The organism is Ulvibacterium sp., assembly GCF_028285715.1.
GTDB lineage: Bacteria > Bacteroidota > Bacteroidia > Flavobacteriales > Flavobacteriaceae > Ulvibacterium.
In genome coordinates this window covers 1-24,555 of sequence record NZ_JANQOO010000029.1, presented here as the reverse complement: position 1 = coordinate 24,555, position 24,555 = coordinate 1, and the positions used below count along the sequence as shown (strand labels likewise).

18 protein-coding genes and 1 pseudogene are annotated in these 24,555 nt (G+C 41.4%); 2 read left to right on the top strand and 17 right to left on the bottom strand.

What is annotated here, in order from left to right; translation table 11 throughout:
• The 3 genes and pseudogenes from Q0993_RS17565 to Q0993_RS17555 all read right to left on the bottom strand — a co-directional run.
• Nucleotides 1–333: pseudogene (locus tag Q0993_RS17565) on the bottom strand (hypothetical protein); the annotation flags it as partial.
• Nucleotides 333–1,124: an acetolactate decarboxylase gene (locus Q0993_RS17560; RefSeq protein ID WP_299535527.1), complete on the bottom strand. Its 792-nt coding sequence runs from the start codon at nt 1,122–1,124 to the stop codon at nt 333–335. The pseudogene Q0993_RS17565 and the gene Q0993_RS17560, both read right to left, overlap by 1 nt.
• Entirely contained in the window at nt 1,121–2,008 is an 888-nt protein-coding gene (locus Q0993_RS17555) for an NAD(P)/FAD-dependent oxidoreductase (RefSeq protein ID WP_299535525.1), read from the bottom strand. Before Q0993_RS17555 ends, Q0993_RS17560 begins: the two co-directional genes overlap by 4 nt.
• Before the next feature lie 1,102 nt (nt 2,009–3,110).
• Here Q0993_RS17555 and Q0993_RS17550 point away from each other — a divergent pair.
• Nucleotides 3,111–4,418 carry a DUF4038 domain-containing protein gene (locus Q0993_RS17550; RefSeq protein ID WP_299535524.1) on the top strand — a complete coding sequence of 436 codons (1,308 nt, stop codon included), beginning with the start codon at nt 3,111–3,113 and terminating at the stop codon, nt 4,416–4,418.
• A 385-nt stretch (nt 4,419–4,803) separates the two neighbouring features.
• Nucleotides 4,804–6,072: a mandelate racemase/muconate lactonizing enzyme family protein gene (locus tag Q0993_RS17545; RefSeq protein WP_299535523.1), complete on the top strand. Its 1,269-nt coding sequence runs from the start codon at nt 4,804–4,806 to the stop codon at nt 6,070–6,072.
• 60 nt (nt 6,073–6,132) lie between these two features.
• On the opposite strand, the gene Q0993_RS17540 is transcribed toward Q0993_RS17545, so the two are convergent.
• The 14 genes from Q0993_RS17540 to Q0993_RS17475 form a co-directional block, all read right to left on the bottom strand.
• Nucleotides 6,133–6,960 carry a sugar phosphate isomerase/epimerase gene (locus Q0993_RS17540; protein WP_299535522.1) on the bottom strand — a complete coding sequence of 276 codons (828 nt, stop codon included), beginning with the start codon at nt 6,958–6,960 and terminating at the stop codon, nt 6,133–6,135.
• A 13-nt stretch (nt 6,961–6,973) separates the two neighbouring features.
• Nucleotides 6,974–7,603, bottom strand: a complete 630-nt coding sequence (locus Q0993_RS17535) for a gluconate 2-dehydrogenase subunit 3 family protein (RefSeq protein ID WP_299535520.1) — start codon at nt 7,601–7,603, stop codon at nt 6,974–6,976.
• A 2-nt stretch (nt 7,604–7,605) separates the two neighbouring features.
• Nucleotides 7,606–9,315, bottom strand: a complete 1,710-nt coding sequence (locus Q0993_RS17530) for a GMC oxidoreductase (protein WP_299535518.1) — start codon at nt 9,313–9,315, stop codon at nt 7,606–7,608.
• 7 nt (nt 9,316–9,322) lie between these two features.
• Entirely contained in the window at nt 9,323–12,670 is a 3,348-nt protein-coding gene (locus tag Q0993_RS17525) for a VCBS repeat-containing protein (protein ID WP_299535517.1), read from the bottom strand.
• 75 nt (nt 12,671–12,745) lie between these two features.
• Nucleotides 12,746–14,260, bottom strand: coding sequence for a RagB/SusD family nutrient uptake outer membrane protein (locus Q0993_RS17520; RefSeq protein WP_299535516.1), 1,515 nt, complete (start codon nt 14,258–14,260; stop codon nt 12,746–12,748).
• Between the two features lie 19 nt (nt 14,261–14,279).
• Nucleotides 14,280–17,732: a TonB-dependent receptor gene (locus tag Q0993_RS17515; protein ID WP_299535515.1), complete on the bottom strand. Its 3,453-nt coding sequence runs from the start codon at nt 17,730–17,732 to the stop codon at nt 14,280–14,282.
• A 154-nt stretch (nt 17,733–17,886) separates the two neighbouring features.
• Nucleotides 17,887–19,008, bottom strand: coding sequence for a FecR domain-containing protein (locus Q0993_RS17510; RefSeq protein WP_299535514.1), 1,122 nt, complete (start codon nt 19,006–19,008; stop codon nt 17,887–17,889).
• Between the two features lie 199 nt (nt 19,009–19,207).
• Entirely contained in the window at nt 19,208–19,789 is a 582-nt protein-coding gene (locus Q0993_RS17505; protein ID WP_299535513.1) for an RNA polymerase sigma-70 factor, read from the bottom strand.
• A gap of 515 nt (nt 19,790–20,304) precedes the next feature.
• A complete protein-coding gene (locus Q0993_RS17500; protein WP_367279640.1) occupies nt 20,305–21,222 on the bottom strand; it encodes a bifunctional transcriptional activator/DNA repair enzyme AdaA in 918 nt (305 codons plus the stop codon).
• Nucleotides 21,223–21,269: 47 nt separating this feature from the next.
• Nucleotides 21,270–22,028: an isocitrate lyase/phosphoenolpyruvate mutase family protein gene (locus Q0993_RS17495; RefSeq protein WP_299535512.1), complete on the bottom strand. Its 759-nt coding sequence runs from the start codon at nt 22,026–22,028 to the stop codon at nt 21,270–21,272.
• Nucleotides 22,029–22,031: 3 nt separating this feature from the next.
• Nucleotides 22,032–22,544: a hypothetical protein gene (locus tag Q0993_RS17490; protein ID WP_299535511.1), complete on the bottom strand. Its 513-nt coding sequence runs from the start codon at nt 22,542–22,544 to the stop codon at nt 22,032–22,034.
• Between the two features lie 144 nt (nt 22,545–22,688).
• Nucleotides 22,689–23,342, bottom strand: coding sequence for an HAD family phosphatase (locus Q0993_RS17485; protein WP_299535510.1), 654 nt, complete (start codon nt 23,340–23,342; stop codon nt 22,689–22,691).
• Between the two features lie 152 nt (nt 23,343–23,494).
• Entirely contained in the window at nt 23,495–24,013 is a 519-nt protein-coding gene (locus Q0993_RS17480) for an N-acetyltransferase (protein ID WP_299535509.1), read from the bottom strand.
• A 284-nt stretch (nt 24,014–24,297) separates the two neighbouring features.
• Nucleotides 24,298–24,555, bottom strand: a 258-nt coding sequence (locus Q0993_RS17475) for a hypothetical protein (protein ID WP_299535508.1), incomplete at its 5' end; no start/stop codon positions are given.

The window sequence follows — 24,555 nt, the reverse complement described above, 5'->3', positions numbered from 1 at the left end:
TAGAACCGGAAGACGGTTGAGTTGAAAGAAAGGGTAAAAACATAACTTGACTTGATTTTTCAAGCATAACAGGAAATAATCCGTATCAAAAATGAGTTTAAATCCGCTGATGTCGGCCGAATGTTCAAGAACCTGAAATGACTGACCAGGTGCTAAAAAATAAATGTTTTTGGCATTTACTTCGTGTGTTTTGTCACTTATTCTTAATGACAAACCGCCTTGCTGTATGAAGGCAATGCGGTATTCGTCTTTTGCATTCGTGCTGTACGAATTGAGTGTAATTCCCTCTGAGGCAGAAAAGCGCTCAATTTTGATATAATTGGATTTCTGCATTACATGGATACTGTTTTTTCTGGTATAATTTTCATTTTATCATAGGCCGCATCGGTTGGAATATCTACCGAAAATGAGGTCATTTCCATAATTTCAAGTGTTCCTTGTTTAAGCACATAACGAGGTGCACAGCCGGCATTTTGTTTCTGATTCATCGTATCACTCACAAAGTGAAAGTGCAAACCGGGGTAATTTATGTTACCCAAATAGGGCGGTAATTGAAAACCAACTAATGTTCCCTGTACATCCTTGAGGTCGTGATAAATCATATCATCCACAATCTTATTAATAGGTGGAAAAGGTCGTTCCGTTACTTTTTCTTGACTGCGGGCCGTCAGTTCACTAAAAGTGCCGTGAACCTTTAGCGCATACATCTTCTTTTCAGTATCTAGATTTTCTGCAATCCAGGATTTAAGACTATCCGTAGATAGGCTTTCAAAAGAAACTTCTCGTTCTGACCTGAAATACGTGACGATTGCAGATGGCGTGTTTTCTGAAAGGTCCTGGACAACCTCAGCAGAACCGTCAGGTTTTGCACGGTAAATGGTTCCGTTTAGAACCACCATCTCGCCGTCCAAATTATTAAAGGTACCCAGGCCAAAATCGCCATTTCCGACGACAGCACTTAGAGGAAATGTACCTTCATAATATCCTGACATAAAGGCTCCCCTGTAATTAAAGTGGTGTAAATTCATTTCTTTCTTCATCACAAATTGAGTTTCTTTAGTTTGTTCATTGCAAGCAATAAATAGCAATGCAAACGCTATGATATTCATTGAACTTGCTTTCATTGATATTGCTGTGTTATCAATTCGTGATTAAGGATAAAAGCCGCTTTAGCACCCGAAGCATTGGCAATGGATACTGCTCTAAATGGTGTTGTAGCATCGCCTACCGCATATATTCCTGGAACATTTGTTTGCTGAAAATCATTTACCTGAATATGCCCCGTTTCAGTTAATTCACAACCCAATTGCTCAGGTATTTTGCAATGCTGCTCATATTTGGTACGATGATAAAGCGCATCGATATCTGCAGATGTACCGTCCTTAAAATCAAGTTGGGTCATATACCCATTCTTGTGCTGAATTAATGAGATTTCCTCTTCAACTACGTAAACACCCAGTTTACTTACTTCCTCTTTATCAAAAACAGCGGTACCGTTTGAATAAATGGTCAAATCACCTGTCCAATTCAGAATGAGTTTTGCAAAATCCGCTGCGCTCTCGTCATTGACGAATATTCCCGTGTTCTTTGATTTTACTTCGTATCCATGACAATACGGGCAATGAATAGCCGTGATACCCCAGCAATCCGCGAACCCTTCAATTGCAGGCATTAAATCCTTTACACCCGTAGCAAAAATTAATTTTTCAGTTTTATAGCGGTTTTGGGAAAGCGTACTTACCTCAAAGTTTCCATCACTACCCTCAACATTGGTTACTTCATCATTTTTAAAAGATACGGTGGGATATTCCAAGACCTGTTCTTTAGCAAGTGTCGAAATATGACTTGGTGCTGCGCCGTCTTGGGTAATGAAGTTATGTGAGTGTGGGGTTTGGGCATTGCAAGGTTTACCGCTATCGATTACCAAAGTCTTACGGATAGAACGCCCCATTGTCATTGCCGCGGCGAGACCGGAATAACTACCTCCAATGATAATTACATCGTACATATCTTTTTCCAATTTTATTTTAGTTGAACCAAATGATGTGTAAGGCATTAGGCCAATGCCTGCGTTCGCGAATGCGAACTGCTTGTTAAACATTCTGCGATCAATGGCACTTTTCACAGCTATTTTAGACTTGCTATTCTGTTCAATTACTTTTACTATATCGTCTTCCAAAAGATTACTGCAAAATTATTGATATTAATCACAGATAGCATATTGTCAATTACGTTTCCTATGGTACAAATCACATCTAAAGTGGTATGACAACGCGAGCTTCGCATTGAACGGTTGACCAGGAAAGATGATGAACTCGCAGGAATCAACAGTGTAGAAATGTGTATCGAATATGTTATTGAAATTTAGGGCAATGTTCGCTCTCCCAGCATTTTCGCTAGGTAGGAATGAAAGATTTATCAATGTATCTAAGGTCGTAAATCCAGGCAAATCGAAGGACCTTGCCCTAAGAACTTACTCCGCTGGCTAAGGGTCTTATTAACCGGCGAATTTATAAGCCAGATTGGTTGGGAGAGTTGGATTCCCAAAACATGTTGGTTTTAAGGGGCAAGGAAATATTGTGGCTAAAGGTTTGGTATATGAACAGTAGCAGATTTTATGCAACTGCTTTTCGATTTATAATATAGTTCAATTGAAAGAAAAAGCAGTTCAAGTTAGCACCCAAACCGCTATTTTGTATACACTGTGTTGCGTGCCGTTTTTTATTATTCCGCGCTTTTTTCAGCAAATCCAAGTATGTAGCCGTTATTGTCCTTTATATAAAATTCACTCATACCATACCAAGCTGTTTTCAGTTCGGTTGGGTTCAAACCTTTGTCTTTTATCTGTTCGTAAAATCCGCTAATTCCGTCAATTTCCATATAGAACGAAACACTTGCTCCAATTGAAAGGTCTTTTGCAATTATTATGATGATAAGTGGTTTTTAATTCTAACTGAAACTTATGTGGAAAAACTTGTAGTAAATGGTTATAACGTATTATTTACACCTTTCTTAACTTTACGTCAAGACGCAATGTTTCCGAAGATACAGATTAGGGAACGGATGCTATAGTTAGCGGTTCCAAATAACAAACAATACTATTATTGATTATGAAGACTACCTTACTCTTGGCTTCACTTATTTTATTCTTTTTTTCATCCGCATTAGCCCAAGTGTCCTTTCCACTGTCCGTGAGTAAAAATGAAAGGCACCTTATAGATATGGATTCAGTACCTTTTTTTTACCAGGCGGATACCCCTTGGCACCTTTTTTTCGATTTGAAACCCATGGAAGCGGAATACTATGTTGAAAGACGAAAGGAACAGGGGTTCAATGCACTACAGATTATGTTAACGGGATCAAAGGGCCAACTGGATTTTAATGGGGAAAGCCCATGGCTGGGAGACCATGATTTTTCCAGACCTAACGAAAAATTTTTCGAAAGAGTGGATGCCGTTTTAGAAATTGCCAAGAACCATAACATGTATATAGCCATTGTACCCTTGTGGTCAGGTTGTTGTAGGGGTGATATGGCCGGAAATGATGTCGACGGCAATCCATTGCCCATGATGGTCAATGGCGCAAAGAAAACATATGAGTTCGGTAAATGGCTTGGAAACCGTTATGGTAAGTATCCGAATATCATGTGGATCATTGGGGGAGACAACGACCCCTTCAATGCTATCGAGGAATATGGAGCCTTGGTAAAAGGGTTAATGGAAACAACCACCGATCAATTATTTACATACCATGCCGCTAGCACGCATTCCAGTACCGATGTCTATCCCGGCGCAAATTGGTTGGATGTAAGTATGATTTACACCTATTTTCGAGGGTTTAACAAAGCATGGAACAAAATCCAACCAGACGTATATGAAGTTGCCTATGATGAGTACAGGAAGAACAAAATGCCTTTCTTTTTGGGAGAAAGCAATTATGAACGAGAACACGATGATTGGGGAAATCCGACACAGATCCGTAAACAGGCCTATTGGGCGGCTTTAAGTGGTTCTGCAGGTCACGCCTACGGTAGTGTAAATTGGAAAATTCCCGAAAATTGGAAAGAGGTTCTAGAACTTGAAGGAGCCCTAAGTCTTATTCATCTAGCCAACCTTATGGAACATGTTGGTTTTGAAACCTTGGAACCGGATTGGTTGGGGACCCTCCTCGGGGATTCGGCAGGAGAATATGCCTCTAACAACTACGCCATCTCAGCTTTTACAAGGGAGCGGACCGGCGCTGTGGTTTATGTCCCATCAAAAAGACGGTTAAAACTAAATAGTACCTCATTGAGTCGGCCCATAAACTCTTTAAAATGGTACAATCCCAGAACCGGAGAGCGAAGCAATATTTTGTCGAAGAAAGGTTTCATAGTTCCACCTAGTGAGGAAGATTGGGTCTTGCTTGTCAATTATTAGTTTTTTGTCCTATACCTCCATAGGCACTTTCGGAAATAGCATAAATCCAGATTTTCAAATAAATGCGTTTTATGTCCGGACATAACAAAACGCCTAGAACGAATACTTGGCCCTAAAAACAGGATTTTTAATGTCCAATCTTGGCGAGGTATACTCTATTTAGGTGACGGCTTTTGGACAATCGGCGAGCTTTGGGAAAGCTGTTTGAAAACCGTTTGCCATAAGATCCTGCCCCATACCATTGTTGCAATCAAAAACTTACAAATCGGATTGCCTTGTTCTTTCTTAATGAAGTCTAAATGTCAGCTAATTTTTGTGTATCTTGATATTAAGATGGAATTGGTGATACGACATTTTTTTAAGCGCTAAGGGTCACATGCCTAAGATGACATCAAGAAGAAGTTTTATACAAAGAATTACAGCGGCCGGAAGCGTACCCTTTCTTTACGGATTTTCTTCGTGGCTCCCAAGGTCAAAGGGGAAAGACCCTTCACGTTATGACAAAATAGATAAAGCCTTGGCCCTGCCAGTACTTAAAACAAATTTTTTTGATGGGCCCGTACGTATTGCGAACGTAACACTTTTAGAACATGAGAATTCCTTTATATGTAGGGTTACCTCGTCCGATGGAGCAGAGGGACTCAGTATTTGCAATAACCTGAGAATGGATTATCTCTATCCCATCTTCACAAAAAGAATTGCACCCTTTTTTATTGGAAAAGATGCATTGAATCTCGATAGATTAATTGAAGACGTCTACAAATACAAGAGCAATTACAAATTCCAAAGCTATGCCCTATGGGTGCCGGTAGCGACGGTAGAGTTCGCTATATTGGATATGTTGGGGAAACGTATCGGGAAACCCATAGGGAAGTTGATAGGTAAAATTCACAACCCGGAACCCAAAGTGTATTTGCCTACGAGATTCCGACATCTTTCGCCTGAAAAATCAATAGCGGAAACCAAAAGGATTTTGGACGCCACAGGATACAACGCAGTTAAGTTTAAGATTGGTGGGAAAATGGGCGGGAATTCGGAAAAAGTAAAAGGCAGGTCTGAACGGATTATCGCCATGGCTCGAAAGGAACTTGGAGATGCTATGTGGCTAGGTGTCGATGCCAATGGCGGGTATGATGTGAAAGAGGCCATCCGTATAGGAAACATCTTGGAAGATTACAATTATGCGATGTACGAAGAACCTCTGCCTTTTGATTGGTACCACGCGACCCAGGAAGTGGCCGATGCCCTAAAAGTTCCTATCGCGGGGGGTGAGCAGGAAGCGAGTATGCGAAACTTTCGCTGGATGTTGGGTGATGACATTTTACAGATAGTACGACCAGATATGTTCTATTTCGGAGGGATGATCAGGTCCATCAAAGTGGCACGTATGGCAGATGCGGTAGGGGTCAAGTGCATACCCCATTTGAGCGGATCGGGTGTTGGATATCTGTATGCCATGCACTTTTTATCGGCCATTCCAAATGGGGGCGCATATAACCCATGTACAAAAAATACGAACGATCCCATTGTGCCCGTATATTCGGATTCATCATCCCTGAATGTTGAAAATGGGAAGTTTAAGGTTCCCACAGGGCCCGGGTTGGGTGTTGAAATCGCCCCTGGTTTTTTAAAGAAACACAAGGTTATCAATTGAGGCCCGTTCGCTCAAAACCTAAAACTTAGGTTACCTAAGTTATGTAGGGCTTAGGCCATTTTAGTGCTTCAGGAAATCAATAGCTTCACCGGCACAGGTCAATCCGTTAGGTATATTCTCTACTTCTACGATCCACATACTGTCAGCTGCCGCGTTGGAGGCCAAAATTTTTTGAATGGGCATAATACCTTGTCCCGGGCAGCTGATAGAACCGTCCCTGGCCATATCCTTTAGATGAAAAAGAGGTATGCGGCGTTTGTAAGCGTTGATATACTCTATTACCGAACCGCCCCCCTTTTGAAACCAGTAGGTATCCAATTGTAGTTGTACCAATTCCGGGTCGGTGTTGTCCATGATGATGTCAAAAGGTCGTCTTCCATCCTTAAGGGTCTTGAATTCAAAATTGTGGGGATGCCAGCAAAATTGGAATCCCCGATCTTTTATTCTTTTCCCCAATCCGTTTAAACGTTCCACGGTTTCAAAAGTTCTCTTTTCATCAATTTGGTCATTGCCTACCATCCATGGATAATAGCATATGATGTATTGATGCTCTAAGGTTTCGGCAATCTCCACATAACGGGCAAAGTCCTTTTTTAATTCACCCATTGAAGATCCGTGGCCAATTCCCTTCAATCCAATACCCTTTAAGGTTTTTGCATAAGATTTTAACGAATCCCCATAAAACCCGCCTTCTACATAGCGATACCCCATTTCCTTCAATGCCCGTAACGTAGCTTCGAAATCGTGGGCCATGGCATCCTTGACGGTATTTAGGATAATACCGAACCGCTTTGATGGAACCGTTGCCAAACAACCTACAACACTGGGGGCGAGCACCAAGGAAGCTGTTCCCAATCCTAGTTTTTTTGAAAATCGACGTCTGTTCATTTGATATCCATTTCTAGGTAATCGACCATGCACGGCCAACCGATTCAACCGGAATACAGCCCTCATAATCCCCGGGCACCGGAAGATAGGAGAGTACGTTTTCCCCGATTTCTTTTGAGGCATAGTAGCCCATCATTAGTATTTTTTTGAAAATTCTCAAGAAGGAATACGTGTAGAAGTTCTCTTTTTCTTCTTTACCTTCCGGGACGCCTCCATCCAAAAGTTGGGTTATGGTTGGCTGCTTGTCCTTGGGTACGCCATAAAGGGTATGCAATACTTTTGAATAATCCATGGTACCTCCATCAATTATGGGCTTTTGGGTAATTTTCTCGAATTTTGAACGTAGTGCCTTTACACCTTTTCGGAATAGTTCCTGATCTTCCGAACCGGATACTTTCCCCATAAATACATCTACAAAAATATGCGCCCCAACATCTTTGGCTCCCGGCGTTTGGGTGCGAGGTAAAAAAGCCTCCCCTAATTGTGCCACCAGGTTCGCGTCTTTTTGTTCGAAAAACATGGGTTCCCAAAAGGGTTCGCTCTTTTTTGCCTCACAGGACAAGAGCAAACCGGTTACCGTGCCCGGGGTCAAGGTATATCCCAGTGCCGCGGATAAGGACTGTATTGCCTTCCTTCTTTTCATAATTACAGTATACGGTTTCTAAATTGTTTTATGGCATAGCTCGCAGCACGTGCCGTTAAGGCCATATAGGTCAATGAGGGGTTCTGACAGGCAGATGAGGTCATACAAGCACCATCTGTTAGAAAAACATTGGGCACGGCATGTATTTGATTGAATGCGTTCAACACCGAGGTTTTAGGGTCACGACCCATTCTTGCCGTACCCATTTCATGAATACCCAGACCAATATTCGTGATTTTGCAGTTTGACCCCACATTTCTGGCTCCCGCTGCTTCCAACATTTCCGCGGCCATCACCGCGGCATCCTCACACATCTTTTTTTCGTTTTCCTTGAACTCCGCATCAAAGGTGATGGTAGGCTGATCCCATTTATCCAACATATCATAATTGAGATACATCCGATTTTCATGATAGGGAAGACATTCCACAAAACCGCCCATGCCTATTCCCCAAGGTCCCGGTTCTAGAAGGTTGTCCTTGAAATCGCCCCCAAATCCGAAATCATTTTGCCCTCTTTGCCAACCTGATCGCTTTGCCCCGCCCTGATAGCCGTAGCCTCGAATAAATTTATCGGTGACAGTATTTTTGTTTGTATTCCGAAAACGGGGTACGTAAAAGCCTCCTGGTTTTCTCCCCTTATAATACTTGTCCTCGAATCCTTCCATGGTACCACCCGCCCCGGCTCCCATTGCATGATCCATGACATTATGGCCCAACTCTCCGGAATCGTTGCCCATACCATCAGGAAAACGGTCTGATCTTGAATTCAACAATATAGCGGCTGAAGCCATTGCCGAGGCATTCAGAAAAATTATCCTGGCATAATAGTCTATTTGATCTTTGGTCTGGGTGTCGATGACCCTAACCCCGATTGCTCTTTTTAAATCGGCATCATAAAGTACTTGTGACACGATGGAGTTAGGCCTTAAAGTCATATTTCCCGTAGCTTCGGCATAGGGCAGAGTTGCCGACTGGCTGCTGAACGAGGCACCAAACGGACAACCACGATCACATCTGTGCCGGCTCATACATTTGCCTCGGTGGTCCTTCGGTTCGGTAATGTTGGCAGTTCGCGTAGTAATTAGATAGCGGTCCGGAAATGTTGCCTCAATCCGCTCCTTCGCATGTTGCTCCACACAATTCAGTTCAAACGGCGGCATAAACTCGCCATCGGGCAAATGGGGGATTCCATCCCGATTTCCTGCAATACCCGCATGCTTTTCCACATAGGAGTACCAAGGGGCGATATCCTTGTAGCGGATGGGCCAATCAACACCATGTCCGTCCCTTTTATTGGCCTCAAAATCAAGGTCGCTTAGGCGAAAACATTTTCTCCCCCAGATGAGGGAACGACCCCCTACCTGATATCCACGGATCCAGTCGAACGGTTTGTCCTCGTTATAGGGGTTCTCTAGATCATTGACAAAAAAATGGGCCGTTTCTTTTCTTCGCCCGGCACCAGAGCGAGACTGTTTGGGCTTGCTTTTCAATTCTTCCTGGGTGAGGTTGCCTTTGCACTCCATATCCCATTGGTCATCGTTCATTGTTGGGTAATCTTGAATATGGCTTACATTCCTTCCACGCTCCAGAACTAAAGTTCTTAGCCCTCCCTCGCAGAGCTCCTTGGCCGCCCAGCCACCTGAAACCCCTGTTCCTACAACTATGGCATCGTAGGTTACTTCCGCGCGGAATTTTGTGTTAATATGTATCATTATAATTCTAATCAGTTGGATTAGGGTCGATAAAATTGAAGCCCCCGCTATTTTCTAGGAACTGCAAACTGTCGTTTTGTGACACGATAATAAATCGTTTTGGTATCCTTTTACCATGGACATTGTTCAAGATATCTATTTTACGGGCTTCCCTGCCAAAGTAAAAGCCACTTTCCGACATACGGACCACTTTAAACCCTCCATTCTTTTGCCCCAACATACAGATCCCGTTACCGGCATCATAATTTCCCGTCAATACTTCGGTACCGTAAAAGTTACCGACCCCCAAGACATCAGGAAAAACATCTTTATTGAGATCGGTAATTTCAAAATCCAAGATAGGCGCCCACTGTGCCTCAATGGGAAATGCATGAAACCTAAATTGACAGCCCCCCAGATTCTCAATGAAACCAGAGGCCAACTCCATAGCCTCCAAAACTTTTGCTCCCTTGATGTCCGCTTTCCCAAATATACCATGAAAAGGAGTTTCACCATATGTTTTGTAGTCCTTTACACGTTGGCGTAATACAGGTAATTGTTTGGTCAACGTATTTCTAGGGTGTACAATATATTCCTCACCTTGATTGTAATAGGTCATTATGGCCTCAATGGTACCATTATTGTCGTAGTCCTTTGCATAAATCCTTAAAGGTTCTTTCCTATTCGCTTTAAAAGGGTTATTAAGTCCCCAATTACCCAGCAAAAAATCTTGATCTCCATCGTTGTCCAGGTCGGCAACCGCTATACAATTCCACCAACCATTGGATGCCTCAAGACCGTTAGGGCCTTTTTGCTTTTTTAAGACCCCTTTTTTGTTATAATAGATGTCGACCGGCATCCATTCACCGACCAGCACTAAATCGTCCCAGCCATCTTTGTCGATATCCGCTATCGCTGCAGAGGTAACCATCCCTGGATATAGGAGCTCCCTGGAGTGCGACTTCGTCACATCTTTGAAATTACCTTTGCCGTCGTTCTGCAGCAAATAGGAACGGGGAGATTCCGGATAGGCGTTCGGCCGTACCCTCCCCCCTATGAAAAGATCTAAATCCCCATCCCTATCATAGTCCAGGGGAGCAACGGTAGCGGTAATCTCGTTGATTTCCGGTAAAGCACTCTTTCTATACTTGAAAGCACCTCTCCCGTCGTTGAAATAAAAACGATCTTGTAAAAGGTCTGCCCTTGAAAAGTGTTCCGAAGTACCGCTAGCGCAATATAGATCAAGGTCGCCATCACCGTCGGCATCGAACAGCACCAATTCCGTATCCTCAAACTCCTTGCTGATTTCATCAAAACTTTTGGATTCTGTAAAGTTTCCGCTTTCGTCACCAAAATAAATTCGGCCGCTTTCCCCTGCGGCACCCCCGACTATAATATCATCCATATAATCGCCATTGATATCGCCGGTAGTTATCGCCGGGCCAAGTTTGTCGTAAGATCTAAAGTGCAAGGGCCAATGGTCAAAATCATTAAAGCCATTTTCCTTATGCACGTACGAAATTCCATTGACTGGGACACTGTGAAACACGGTTTCGGTCAGAGTGTCTACTTTTGAAGTTTCCTGTTTGGGCATATGCCCTATGGATATTAAAAGCTCCTGATTTACTTGAACATCCTTCAAAACGGACAACGAATCCGTAGACCATATGATTTTTAACGAATCTACCTTTCCGGCGTTTTTGAGACCAAAGTGAACGGCAGGCCCCACTGAAGAAAGGTAGCCCCGTGACGGATAATATTCCGAAAATTGTCTTTCCCCATTGGCATAAAGGTGGATTTTGGCCCCTAAGGCCCTGTGTTGCGGTGTGAAACGTAGTTTCAAGAAGTTATTCCGGATTTTTTCCTTTTGAATCGTGGTATTCTCCAAGACAAAAGCAGGGTCGTTTATATTGTTGACGATTATATCGAGATCTCCATCCACATCAAGATCTGCGTATACCGCACCGTTGGAGAACGAAGGCCGTTGCAGCCCGGACAGCTCGGTTTCGTCGATAAAGATCAGTTCCCCTGAATTCCTGAAAAAGCGATTGGACTTTTTGACCCCTTTCATCGCATTCAATTGCTCCACCAGTCTTTTCCGTTTCGTCTCTTTTGTTCCGAATATACTTCCCTTGTTATAGTTGTCCACAAAATCCAGATCGGTAATCTCCTTTACATAGCCATTGGTAACATATAGGTCCCGATGGCCATCATTGTCAAAATCCGCAATTAAAGGCGACCAGCTCCAATCGGTAGCGGAGATACCGGCCAAATAACCTATTTCACTAAAAGTCCTATTTCCGTTATTAAGTTGTAATACGTTGCGCACATATTGTTGCTGATATCCTTTGGATAAAACATTTTTTGAATTGTTAAAGGCTATATCGGGAAACATAGTCTTATGCCTTAGGTTATCCTCTGGGAGCATATCCAAAACTACAATATCCGGAGCGGCATCATTGTTCAGGTCGGCCACATCAATACCCATACTGTTATGGCTTTGATGTCTTATGTAGCTCCCAATTTTATTGCTAAATGTCCCGTCTGTATTGTTAATGTATAGAATATCATTGGACAAAAAATCATTGGCGACATAAAGGTCGGGGAAATTATCCCCATTAAAATCCGATACGGCCACACCCAAACTCCAACCCTCTATGAGTATGCCTGCTTCCCTGGAAACATCGGTAAAATAAGGTAGTCCATTTTGAAGGCCTTCGTTGCGATAGAGTTTATCTGTGCTTTTGCCGCTGCCATCCTTACGTTGACCTAGGGGGATATTTTTCTGATAGTCCTCCAATGCATTGTGAATAATAAAGAGATCTAGATCATTGTCCTTGTCATAATCCAGCCAAGCGGCCTGCATGCCATAGATGGAATCCTTCAAACCCATTTCCAGGGACTTTTCTTCAAACCGAACCCCATCGTCCCCGGTCGTAACGTTGATAAAGAAGTAGTTTCCTTGTGATGCCTTATCGGTGTTGGATCCCGTGGCAACATGTATATCGGGCCGGCCGTCTTGATTAATATCGATAATAGATACCCCGGTACACCAATCATCGGTGGATGTTCCAGCAGATTCCGTGATGTCCTCGAATTTTAAGTTGCCCTTGTTCAAATACAGTTTTGAGGAGGTCATATTTCCGGAAAAGAAGATATCCGGTAATCCATCCAAATTAAAGTCACCGATTCCCACGCCACCGCCATTATAAAAATAGTCGTAATCCATAACGTTCAGACTATCGTTTCCAATTACAATATTGTTGAAGTCGATCCCACTTGTTTCAGGAGGAATGAAATTGAAAAGAGTGCCATCCTTTTCCGAACAAGAGTACAAGGTCGATGCAAATACAACAATAATTAGAACAAACCGCATTTACTAGGGCATCTAAAAGGGACGGACACTAAAAGTGTCCATCCCAAATTCAACAAACTAACTAAAACAACTTTCTTAGTACCCCTCATTTTGGTTTAAATTCGGGCTTTGAATTACTTCGTTTTCAGGTAACGGGAAATAGACATTAAACGGTTGAAAATTGAATGTGGGGTCAGGAGAACTGAAGTCCCAGTTCGTTAAATCGATCTCGCCCGCTATATGTCTCCTTCTTAAATCGTGCCATCTATGACCTTCTTCTGCCGCCAGCTCCAATCTTCTCTCGTTAAAAATGAGTTCCAACGCTTCATCCGCTGTTGCAGGAACAGTCAAATCAGCAGGAACTGCGGACGGTGTTTCGGCAGAATTACGGGCCCTTTCGCGAACTTGGTTTACCAAAGCGATGGCATCGGATAGACTACCACCGGTGCGCACTATGGCTTCTGCATTTAAAAGTAAGGCATCCGCATATCGTAGAATACGTGTATTGTTCGCAGATAGCTGGTTTGGGTTTGCCCCAGGTATCTCCTCATCTGTACTTACATACTTACGTACATTTTGATTTTCATCCGCTGGATCAAAAGCCAAATTCAATCTAGGATCCCCAGTTTCATAAGCGTTTAACAAAGAGGGAGTGGCCAAATATGTAGTTCCAGCAACGAAAGTGCCTATGTAGTAACCATAATACGCGTTTATTTCGCCAATGGCCGCAAATTCTGGATCGTCGGTAGCAATTGGCAGCCAACCGTTTAGGTTGCCAACATTGTCTTCCGCTTGCAATTCAAAAAGCGATTCTGCATTATTTTCCTTCTGAACATCAAAATTATCAATATAATTGGGCATCAAGCTTACCGAATTTATACTATTAAAAACATTTATGGCTTCCGTAAAATCTGCATTGTCATTGTTGACGGTTCCACGAAATACCAATATTTTTTGAAGCAGTCCACGCGCGGAATTTTTCGTTGCTCGCCCAACGTTTTCTTCATCCCAAGCTTCCGGAAGGCCATTAATAGCTTCCCTTAAATCCAGTACAGCCTGATCAAGGAGTTCAGTTCCAGTAGTATTGGGTGGAAAGGCATCCTCCAAAACCGTAATCCGTTCTGTTACCAAGGGCGCCGTGCCAAATGTATTCCATAACCTAAAATTTACATAAGAACGCAGAAACAGTGCTTCCCCTCTGTGTACTTCTTTTAGATCTGGCTCAATGGAATAGGCAAACTCTCCATTTTCCTCTATCTTCGTTAATAGAGTATTTGCACGCGCCAACAATTCGTAGGAGTACTGATAGATGTCACCTACAATACCATTATTTCCGTCCAAAGCCTCGAAATTCTCAAAAGGACCGCTACCTGTTCTTGTAAGGTCATCGGAAGGGAGAAGATCTGCTCTGTGTACATAAGCCTGTGCGTTCCATTGATAAAAAAAACCTAATTTTTGATAAACCCCAAAAACGGCCTGTTGCATCTGTGCTTCACTTTGAAAGAAATCTGCCTCGGTTTCACCGATTGGATTTAAATCGATAGTATCATCGTTGCAGGACAATGCCAGCAACATTGCCCCACTAATCATATAATTTGTTATTCTCTTCATCTTTTGCTAATATTTTTAATTAAAAACCAATATTCAAGCCCATTGTAAAGGTAAAGGGCGTGGTGTCATCTTCAGGGTCTAGACCGGAATAGGGCGTGATAACGAAGACGTTTGTCAGTGTCGTATAAATACGTAAGTTGGAAGCCCTGAGCTGTTCAAGTATTTGTGGTTTGAACGAATATCCAAATTGAAGATTCTGCAATCTAAGGAAATCCGCATCTTCAATCCAGCGATCAGAGAACCGATTATTGCCCGATGGGTCACCAGAGACTACCCTTGGTTGGGTGGTTGAAGGATTACTAGGTGTCCAACTATCCAACAAAGTAGCGAAGTAGTTAGTGGATCCTGGAGTGTTCACGGATTCTCCTACTTGTTTCTCCTGATTATATCGTTGTACGTCCCCAACGCCACGGAAAGTTAACCTCAAATCAAATCCTTTATAGTCCAAACCTAGGTTGAGACCATAATAGTATCCGGGGATTGTCTTTCCTAAATACGTTCTGTCAAGTCCATTAATAGTTCCGTCAGCACCTTCGCTGCGGTAGGCAAATTCACCATCGGCCTCGGTCGGCTCTCCAAATAGGTCTTTAAACCGGTAGTCCCCGGGTGCCAACTGTCCAGTATTACCAGGATCTTCAATTTCTGCCAGATAGGCATCTACTTCTGCATCGTTCTGTAATATACCATCGGTTTGATAACCATAGATATAACCGATTGGGAATCCTATTTCTATTCGTTCTTCCTGTGTCCCCTGTGGATTATTGTTAAAAAGACGGGTTACGTTATTTTCCACAGTCGTAAAATTAAACCCTGCGCTGAAGCCCAGTGCTCCAAACTGGTCATTATAATTGAAGTCAAATTCAAAACCCGAGTTTTCGACAGTAGCCAGATTTACCACAGGCTGCGTTAATGCACCTATAACCTGTGGAATATTGATCGCTTGAAGGATATCTTCGGTCTTTCTATCGTAATATTCCGCCGTAAGGCTCACTTTATTATTGAACAAGGTCGCATCCAGCCCAAAATTGGTGCTGGTTACGGTCTCCCAAGTCGTATCAATTATAGGAAAATCGCCCAATACCGCTCCGGAATTTAAGTTGCCATTTCCTGTCGGGTAAGAAGGCCCTGGATTTACTAAAGATAGATATGCAAAGTCCCTAGTCTCTTGATTACCAGTTTGACCCCAACCCGCCCTAAACTTTAAATCGTTCAACCAACTAACATTTTCCAAAAACTTTTCGGAAGATACACGCCATGCTATGCCAACGGCCGGAAAAGTTCCATATTTAAAGCCCTCTGCAAATTTGGAGGAGCCATCGCGGCGTATAGTACCGTCTATGTAGTATTTACTGTCATAATTATAGCTTACCCTACCTAAATACCCTATAAGGCCCGATTCATTTCTGTTCAATGCCGCTATTTTATTTTCCGCGGCCAGAGCCGTTTCAATTCTGCGTTGATCGTAAGAAGTAAGCCCGGTATTGATTGCATCGATGTTGAGGATGTCCCATTTTGCCTTTTGGTCCATAAAATTGAAGGTTAAATCAATATTATGATTTCCGAAACTCTTGTTGTATCCTGCCAAAAATTCGGTGGTAAGATTAAAGTTTTTGGTCTCTCTTCTACTGACCCTGGTACTACTTGGGTCTAGTTCACCGTCTCGAAACAGGCCAGATTCCGCCAATCTAAATTGGTCTCTTTGGTTCGTAAAATAGTCAACACTGATCGTTCCCCTCAAACGAAAACCCTCAAATGGTTTTAGTTCCACATAGGCCGAACCTAGATTACGGACGAGTGTCGATTCTTGCTGCCAAAAATCAGCATAACCAAAGTAGTTGGCTGTTGTTCCCGGACCATATCCTTGTTCAACGAAACTTCCGTCAATGTCTCTTCCGATCTCTTGGTAGCCATTTAAACCGTTTGGATTTAAAAAGGGCTGCCAAGGTGCCGCTAAAGATAGTCTTCTGAACAAGTCACCATTGAACACCTGTTCATCAGGACTTTCGGTAATTGCCAATCGATAAGATTCACCAATGGTCAACCAATCGGTTATTTTGTGATCCGAATTAATACTCATGGAGTACCTTTTGAAAGAGGTGTCAAAAAGCACATCTTCTTGACCGGCATAACCTGCACTAAAAGCGAAATTACTTTTTTCAGATCCACCAGTTACGGACACATTGTATTCTTGTAATACTGCAGTATTACGCAGCCCTCTTTCAAGCCAATCAAAGGTGGGGCTGTCTCCCAAATATTCTGCAGACGCTGGGTCAAACAGTATCCCGAAGTCTTCATCGTCCCTAGATTCGGATATACTATTGTCCCACGCCTGGTTGGCAATAGCAGCATATTGCTGTGTGTTCAACGTGTTGTACCGCTTATTTAATTGTGAAATACCGTACCGCTGTGTGAAATTGATGTTGGTTTTACCAGACCTGCCTCGTTTTGTTTCGATTAGGATAACCCCGTTGGAAGCCCTAACCCCGTAAATTGCCGTGGCCGAAGCATCTTTCAAAACAGAGATAGATTCGATGTCGTTTGGGTTTATTAGGTTGAGTATGTTTACTCCTCCCCGATTATCCTGATCGCGATCGTTGGTGGACGCAGCACCCCCTTCTATAACAGGAACCCCGTCTATAACGTATAGCGGGTCATTGAACCCTAAGGTTGATACCCCTCGGATCCGAACATCGGGTCGGCTATTAGGATTGGAGCCTGGGTTAGATATGAAAACCCCTGGCAACTTTCCTTGAATTGCGAATTCAGCACTTGAATTTACCTGATCGGCAAAATCATCGGAGTCTATTGTAGAAATAGCACCTGTAATATCTTTTTTCTTTCTAGAACCATATCCAATGACTACTACTTCTTCGAGTCCTTGGTTATTTTCCTCCATTGCCACATCAATAACTTGCTGTTCCCCGACCGGAATTTCCTTGGTATCAAACCCTAAGTAGCTGAAAACCAAAATCGACTCACTGTTTTCAACGGTAATAGTGTAGTTTCCATCAAAATCAGAGGCCACCCCATTATTGGTATTCCTTTCCAGGATATTGACCCCCCCAATAGGTATTCCATTGTTATCGGTCACCGTACCGCTTACCGTTATTCCCTGAACATCGGTTGTTTCGGAAATTTGAATATCCGTATCGCCGGGTACCGGATCGGGGCCCTTTCCGGGTTTGAGGATTATCTGCTTTTTTTTCACGGAATAGTCCACGGAACCATTAGGAAACAACAACTCCAATATATCGGCAATCGAGGTATCCCGTACATCAATGGAAGTCTCCCTGGCTACATCGACCTCCGATGTGATATAGAAAAACCTGAATTTGCTCTCGGACTCTATTTTGATCAAAATGCTTTCGACAGAGGTATTTTGCATCGATAGGGTCAGCTTCTTGTTCTGGGCATACGAACCGGCATGTACATGAAATAGCGCCAGTGTAAAGAACAGAACCGAAAGCTTCATTTTTAGATTTTTTTTGAAGATGTTTCTCAGGAATCTGAAAAACAAAGTGTTTTTTTCCATAATTTTAGAGGATTTTGATTAGTTAATTGTGTTGACTTTCGAAATCAATTTATATCAGAGGTACGTTGCCGCGTACCTCTGATTTTTTTTGGTATTAAGGTGTTGTGATTATTATTTCATTGGCTTCAATTTTATATTCGAATCCTGCGGTCTCCTTAAAAACATCCATAAGGTCCAAAATGGTTTCGTCATTGAACCTACCCCTGAACTTGAGGTCGTTCAACCGCTCATATTCGTTTTTAATGGTGACGTTATACTTGCGCTCTATTTTCTGGATTATTTCAGGAAAGGGCTGATTGTTGAAAGATAACTCTCCCTGTAACCATCGTATGTAATCATTGGCATTTACCTCGCTGATACCAATTTCGTTTTCCAAAAACACGGCCTTTTGCCCGGGAATCATCAGTTGTGGTTTGGTCCTTGTTGTTTTATCGCTTATGGAGACGCTACCTTCCATCAGCACCGTATAATTTTTATTGCCCTCATAGGAATTGGCAACGAACCGGGTGCCCAATACAGCAACTTTCATATCATCTGCATGAACAAAAAAGGGTTGATGTTTACGCTTGGTCACTTCAAAATAGGCTTCGCCGTCAAGAAAGACTTCCCTTTCGCTTCCTTCAATAAACTGTTCGGGAAATCGCAGGGATGTTCCGGAATTTAGATGTACCACGGTACCGTCCGAAAGTTCCAATTGAAACTTTTTTCCATAGGGCACCATTATTTCATTATATGTCGGTTCGGAAACATCTTCTGATGAATTGTATACCAATCGCGTACCGCTTTGGGTAGCTATGGTTTTTCCATGTTGGTTTTTTATGGGTTGTTTTCCCAAAATGTTCAGCTTTTGTCCCGTATGGTCCCCGGTCTTCAGAATAATTGCATTTTCCTCTATTTGCAAGACTTGCCCACCGTCATCCACTTTATGGGTACCGTAGAAAAAATAGAGTGCCGAACCTATAAAAAGCACGATTACCGCAGCATATTTCAATAGGGGGAAAACGGGTCTATGTCTCTCCTCCTTTTCAATACCGGACCTTACCCTGTTCCAAACCTTGTCTTTTGAAACCTCGAGGGTTTCCAGCGTATCGGCATCATAATCCGATCCTTTCTTCTGATACGACTCCAAAAATTTTTCGAGCAATGCTATTTCCTCATCGGTGCATTCATTTCTGATGTACTTATCAAAAAGCGCTTTGATCTCCTTGTTGTCCATTAAATCCCTTTTGGAAAATTGATTAAAAAGAAACCCCTTTGTAGTATTAAGTAACCAAATTTGCAGAATGGTACACGTTGAGACTAAAAAAAATCGGACAAAGGGTTTATCGGCCCGTAATCGACCTGGCACCAAGTGGTCACCAAAATGTGATGGTAGGTTTGACCTCTTCCCTTATAGTGGACAATTATTTATGTATCTAGCTAAAAAAAGGGAAGTTTAGCAGTAGTACAGGTAGAATCAATTCTTCCTGCTGTAGGCTGTATCGAATAATTCCGATTGCCTTTGAAATCTGATTCTTTACCGCCTGTATGGAAATATCCAAGGCAGTCGCAATCTCCTTGTTCGATTTATGCTGATATCTACTCAAGACAAAAATCTGTTGACACCGATCGGGTAGTTTGCCAACACAATCCTGTATGATTTCTTCCAACTCGGAATATTCCAAATCGCGCGATATGTTCATAGAAAGGTCAATGATGTTAAATCGAGTAAGGTCTTTCTGGGAGAGTTTATTACTTCTAAGGTGGTTAAAAATCTGATACTTCACCGCCCTGAATAAATAGGACTGCAAATTGGATATATTTACATCCCTACGCTTTACCCAAAGGTCTGTAAAAATGTTCTGAACTATATCCTCAATTATCTCACGCTTTTTTAGAACATTGAGGCCATATAACAACATTTTGCCGGAATAGGTCTTATAGATTTCCTCAAAGGCATCGACATCGTCCGAAGCGATTCTACGCAACAATTCTTGAGTATTCGATATTCTTAACATTGGGTTAATGAAGAGTTGGCAATAAATTTAAAAAAAAATATGGATTTCGAAATGTAGACAGGTGTCATGTTTTCAAGAAGCAGGTATCTAAAAATTGATATATCGGAATTTACAGTACGGGAGTCCTATCAATCAATTAAGATATTGTCTATGTTTATACCCTTGCCAATATGGGAAAAGATATTTTCACCAAGGAGTTTACAGCATGAAGGACCATATAGCCGATCAATTGGTTTCGCAAAGCGCCATTGCACATGGTAAGTAAACTTACATCAGTGGTGAAATAGAGATGGGGAATAAAACCTATCCCATGTCTGAAAACGTTAAATCCCATACTCAGAAAGAGCTCTTCAACCAGAGTTTTTGCAATTCTTGGTTTTTTCTAACTCATATTAATTGTAAGCTATTGGTAGACAATTAAATCAGCTTATTAGATTTTTCTCAAAATCCAACAGCCACTTTTTTCTTGGCAAACCACCACCATATCCAGTCAATGCGCCATCTTTTGCAATAACTCAGTGGCAAGGAATTATAATGGAAACTCTGTTCATACCATTGGCACGTGCTACCGCCCGTACGGCATTTTTGTTTTTCAATTTAATTGCCTGCTTTTGATATGTAGAAGTTTGTCCAAAGGGTATTTCTCCAAGAATTTCCCAAACCCCTTTTTGAAAGGAAGTGCCCGGTGTATCAAGAAGAACATTGAAGTTCTTTCGTTTTCCTTGGAAGTATTCTTCCAACTCCTTTTTCAGTTGTTTTGTATGTTCATTTTCACCGGACAAAATCACAGCATTTAACCTTCTTTGTAAGTCACTGAATTCGGTTTCAAGCATTTTTCTATCAGTAAATTCCAATAGACAAATGCCATTTACCGTAGCACATACGAACATGGGCCCCAACGGAGTTGTAATACGGTCAATCAAAATTATATTCCTTTCGTTGCTGTTGATAGGAGACTTTCCTATTAGTTTCTTGTAGGTATAGCCAAATCCACTCAACGACTCGTAGCCCGAATCAAACGCCGTAGACGTAGGAGAATTACCATCTTTAAGTTCTTTGAAAGCATTGTTTATACGATACATTCTTTGATATGCCTGAAAAGTCATTCCGTAATTCTTTTTGAACCACCTTCTAATCGCGTATGGATTCAGGCCATTTTTTCGAAGGATTTTATCGCTTATTTTTTTTTTTGGGTTCTTTTTTACCATCTCAATTGCCATCACAGCATTTGATGGGGCTTGACTTGCATTTTCAGTAGGTTTACAAACTTTGCACGGGCGAAAACCATTTACCAAGGCCTCTTTAAACGACGAGTAGAATTCGACATTTTCTTTCTTTGGTTTACGTGCCCTACAGGTTGCAATACAAAAAACAGAAGTTGTTTTGACCCCCACAAAGAAGACCCCTATATACTGAGGATTTCTATCGAGCAATGCCTGATAATATTCCTCGAATTTGCTTGTATTTTTTATTGTGACTTTCAAAATAGCGACGCAAAACTTTGATTGGACGTTATTTCATAAAGGATATTTTTTAATTCTACTTTCATTCGATTGAATACAAAGTTACCCATTGAGATGCGGCTTACGCCTAAATCTTTAAGAATGCGAAAATTTGGAAGGTTCGGCATGCACATAACATTTAATGGCAAGCCTATCCCTTTGACAACTCTTTCTATGTCCACTTGTTTTTCGATACAAGGGACGAATAGGCCATCTACTCCTGCTTTTTCATACTGCTTAGCTCTAATTAAAGTTTCTTGAAGGGCATTGTCTATATTCATTAGGTAAGTATCAGTTCGGACATTGACAAATATTTCTCGTCTAGTCGACTTGAGTTCCGATGTAATTCTTTTCAATAATCCGCTAAAATCGATATCGCTTATTAAAGATCTGTGTCCATTGACTACCGCGCTATCCTCTATATTGATTCCTACAACACCCAAGTCCGATATTTCCAATATATTACGAGCAATTTCTTTTGAGCTTGAACCATATCCTGCCTCAAGATCAACTGATATTGGTATGTCTACACTCTTGACAATTCTTTCAATGATATATTTCAATTCAATGAATGAAATTTCTTCTCCATCTTCATACCCCAACATTGTTGCGATGGCTCCACTCGAAGTGCCAATTGCTTCAAAACCCAGATTCTCTGCCGCCTTTGCACTGGCCACATCCCATACATTGCTTATTAGAAGTGGAATCTCTTTTTGGTGTAAGCGTTTAAAATTCATTGTCTAATTTAAGTTGTTTGAGAGATTTAATATCGTTCTTGTATTCAAGCTCAACTGATTGTTACTGTGTGCAATCCCGACACATAAGGGGATTCCAATGGAGCCCCATTCAAAAGAATGGTTGAGAAAGTAGCAAATTCCAGTCGTGTAAATAAAATAGTCAGAATCTCCGGCCGGACTTGGCACATAGGTCACCTCATCGAACCAGTTGGTGAATAAATTTATTTTTTTGGACAGAGGTTTTGTATGTAATGTTGTCCCAAAAAGAGTATAGAATCCATAAGTATCCGAATCATTTATGAAAGTGGCTAATTCAATGAACTTGGATTCATGGGAAAGTCCTGTTCCAATAGATACGAACGGACTGTTGTTAATTCCATTTTGTTCAAAATTGTAATTTACAATTTGGGGTGTCTTTACAAAGACATTGGTCTTTAGCTTATTCTCCTGATTAAACAAGGTGATTGGAGATAGAATAAAAAATACCGAATAGGTTACAAATTGTCTTAATTCCATAATGCAAAAGAATTGGCTTCCTCATTCCTTTGCAACCGAAAAATTGACACGTATTTTTTGTTTCCTGACTTTGAGTCAAATAGCACTTCAATCAAGCATAGTGACAGTAACCTAAAAGTTGATTTGAAAAGACACTAATAGAACTTAAATTTTAAAAAGACCTCTGTTGATCTCGTCAAAGTGTTTTATCCGTTGATGCGACATTTCTTCATAATCGTGTTCTGCGGAGTCCGCAATTATTATCGTTTTGGCGTTTGAATTTTCGGCTGCCTTAATACCGGAAATGGAATCTTCCAAAATCATTGTTTCTTCAGGCAGAATATTTAAAACTTGCATCGCCCTCATAAAAATCTCGGGACTCGGTTTGCTTGGTATGGTGCCATCATTATAAATTACCTTGTCGAATTCAAAATACTTAGTCAAAGGAAGATTCTTAAAATAGAAATCAACATTGTACCGGTCAGAAGCTGTTGCTATCGTAAAAGGAATCTCTTGGTCCCCTAGGAATTCCAAAAACTCAATGGCCCCTGGTGCCAGTTCCATTGGACCTTGCAGACAAAGCTCCTGATATAGGTTTTCTTTTTCAAGGATAAGGTTTTTTATTTCCTCTTTGGAAAGTTCTTCTTCGAATAATCCTTTGAATATTTGGGAATTGTTTTTGCCATGCATCTTTGAACTTTTTTCAGAATTGCTCAACTCCAGTCTTCGGTTAGCCAAAAATAAATCCCAAGCCCTATCGTGCAAATGGGTGTCATAGAACAAAGTCCCATTAAAATCAAAGATTACGCCCTTTATCATAAATATATTTTTTTACGAGTAATATAAAGAACAACCTTTGCTCCAAAAAACGTAGAGTTTGCGAGACAGATTATTGAAAACAGGAGAATTCTCTTAAAATGTTGGTTTTGCCAATCCATAGTGAATTTTCTAAAAGACTTATTTATAGTTTTTCATTTGTTGGAATCCGAGGCCATTCTCGCCATGTGTAACGGAGTTTCAAACCGTGATGGGGAAATGAATATCTTGTCTTTCTGTCGCCCCTCATTTACAAACCCCAGACTTTCATAAAATTTAACGTTCCTTAAGTTGTGCTCCCTAGTGTACAATTCAATCCTTTTGATGTGTGATAAATCTTTATCAACTATTTCCAAAAATCTTTCGAACAACTTTCGTCCAATCCCAATGCCCTGTTTTTTTGGATTAACAACTATGGTCAAATCCGTCAGAATATGTTGAAAAGCATAAATCTTTGGAGTGTAGGCGTGGATTTCCCCAATTATTCTTCCCTCTAGAATGGCAACCAATATAAGACCGTTCTCTATTGAACTGTTTAAGAATGAAGAAATGTAGTCTTCGTTTATTTCATCTCTATTTCTGATTATTCCGTGAGACATTTCAGCAACTTTTTTATACAGTAATAGAAGTTCGGATAAGTGTTTTGAATGTCCCTTGACTATTTGGAATTTCATTTTTAATCATTAACCATAACAAAAATAACGAATCCGTTCACTCACATTATGAAAAAGAATTGAGGATTTGCCTGAAACGGCCATTTAAAGGGACAACAATATAAGGGCAGACTTGCTCTCTAAAAAGTGTCCCATTCTTGGTCTCATTTAGTAGTTTCGTTAATAGACCATGTACAGGACAGCTTTATTGACGATAAACTTAAAGTTAAAGCGAGCGAAACGCAGTTTCGTGCTGCAAGCCCCAAATCCTTACCAAACTTCATCCTATCTTTTTGTGAGGCAGATCAAAGTTCTTGATTCAAATCTTGTTTCAACTTTTCCAAATCACTTTCTCCGATTTCAATTTTGTAGTACGATTTTCCAAACCGGGGTTTTTCCAATTTGATTTGGTCCAATAGTTTCAAAACCCTTTTACGCTCATCTTTCCAATTCTCCTTTAGCATATAATTGTCATACTGGGTCACTTTGTCCCTTCTCAAGGAATGGTCGAACATCTTTTGTTGCAACTCCAGATCCTTTCGCCGACTCTTTTCCTCTTTCTC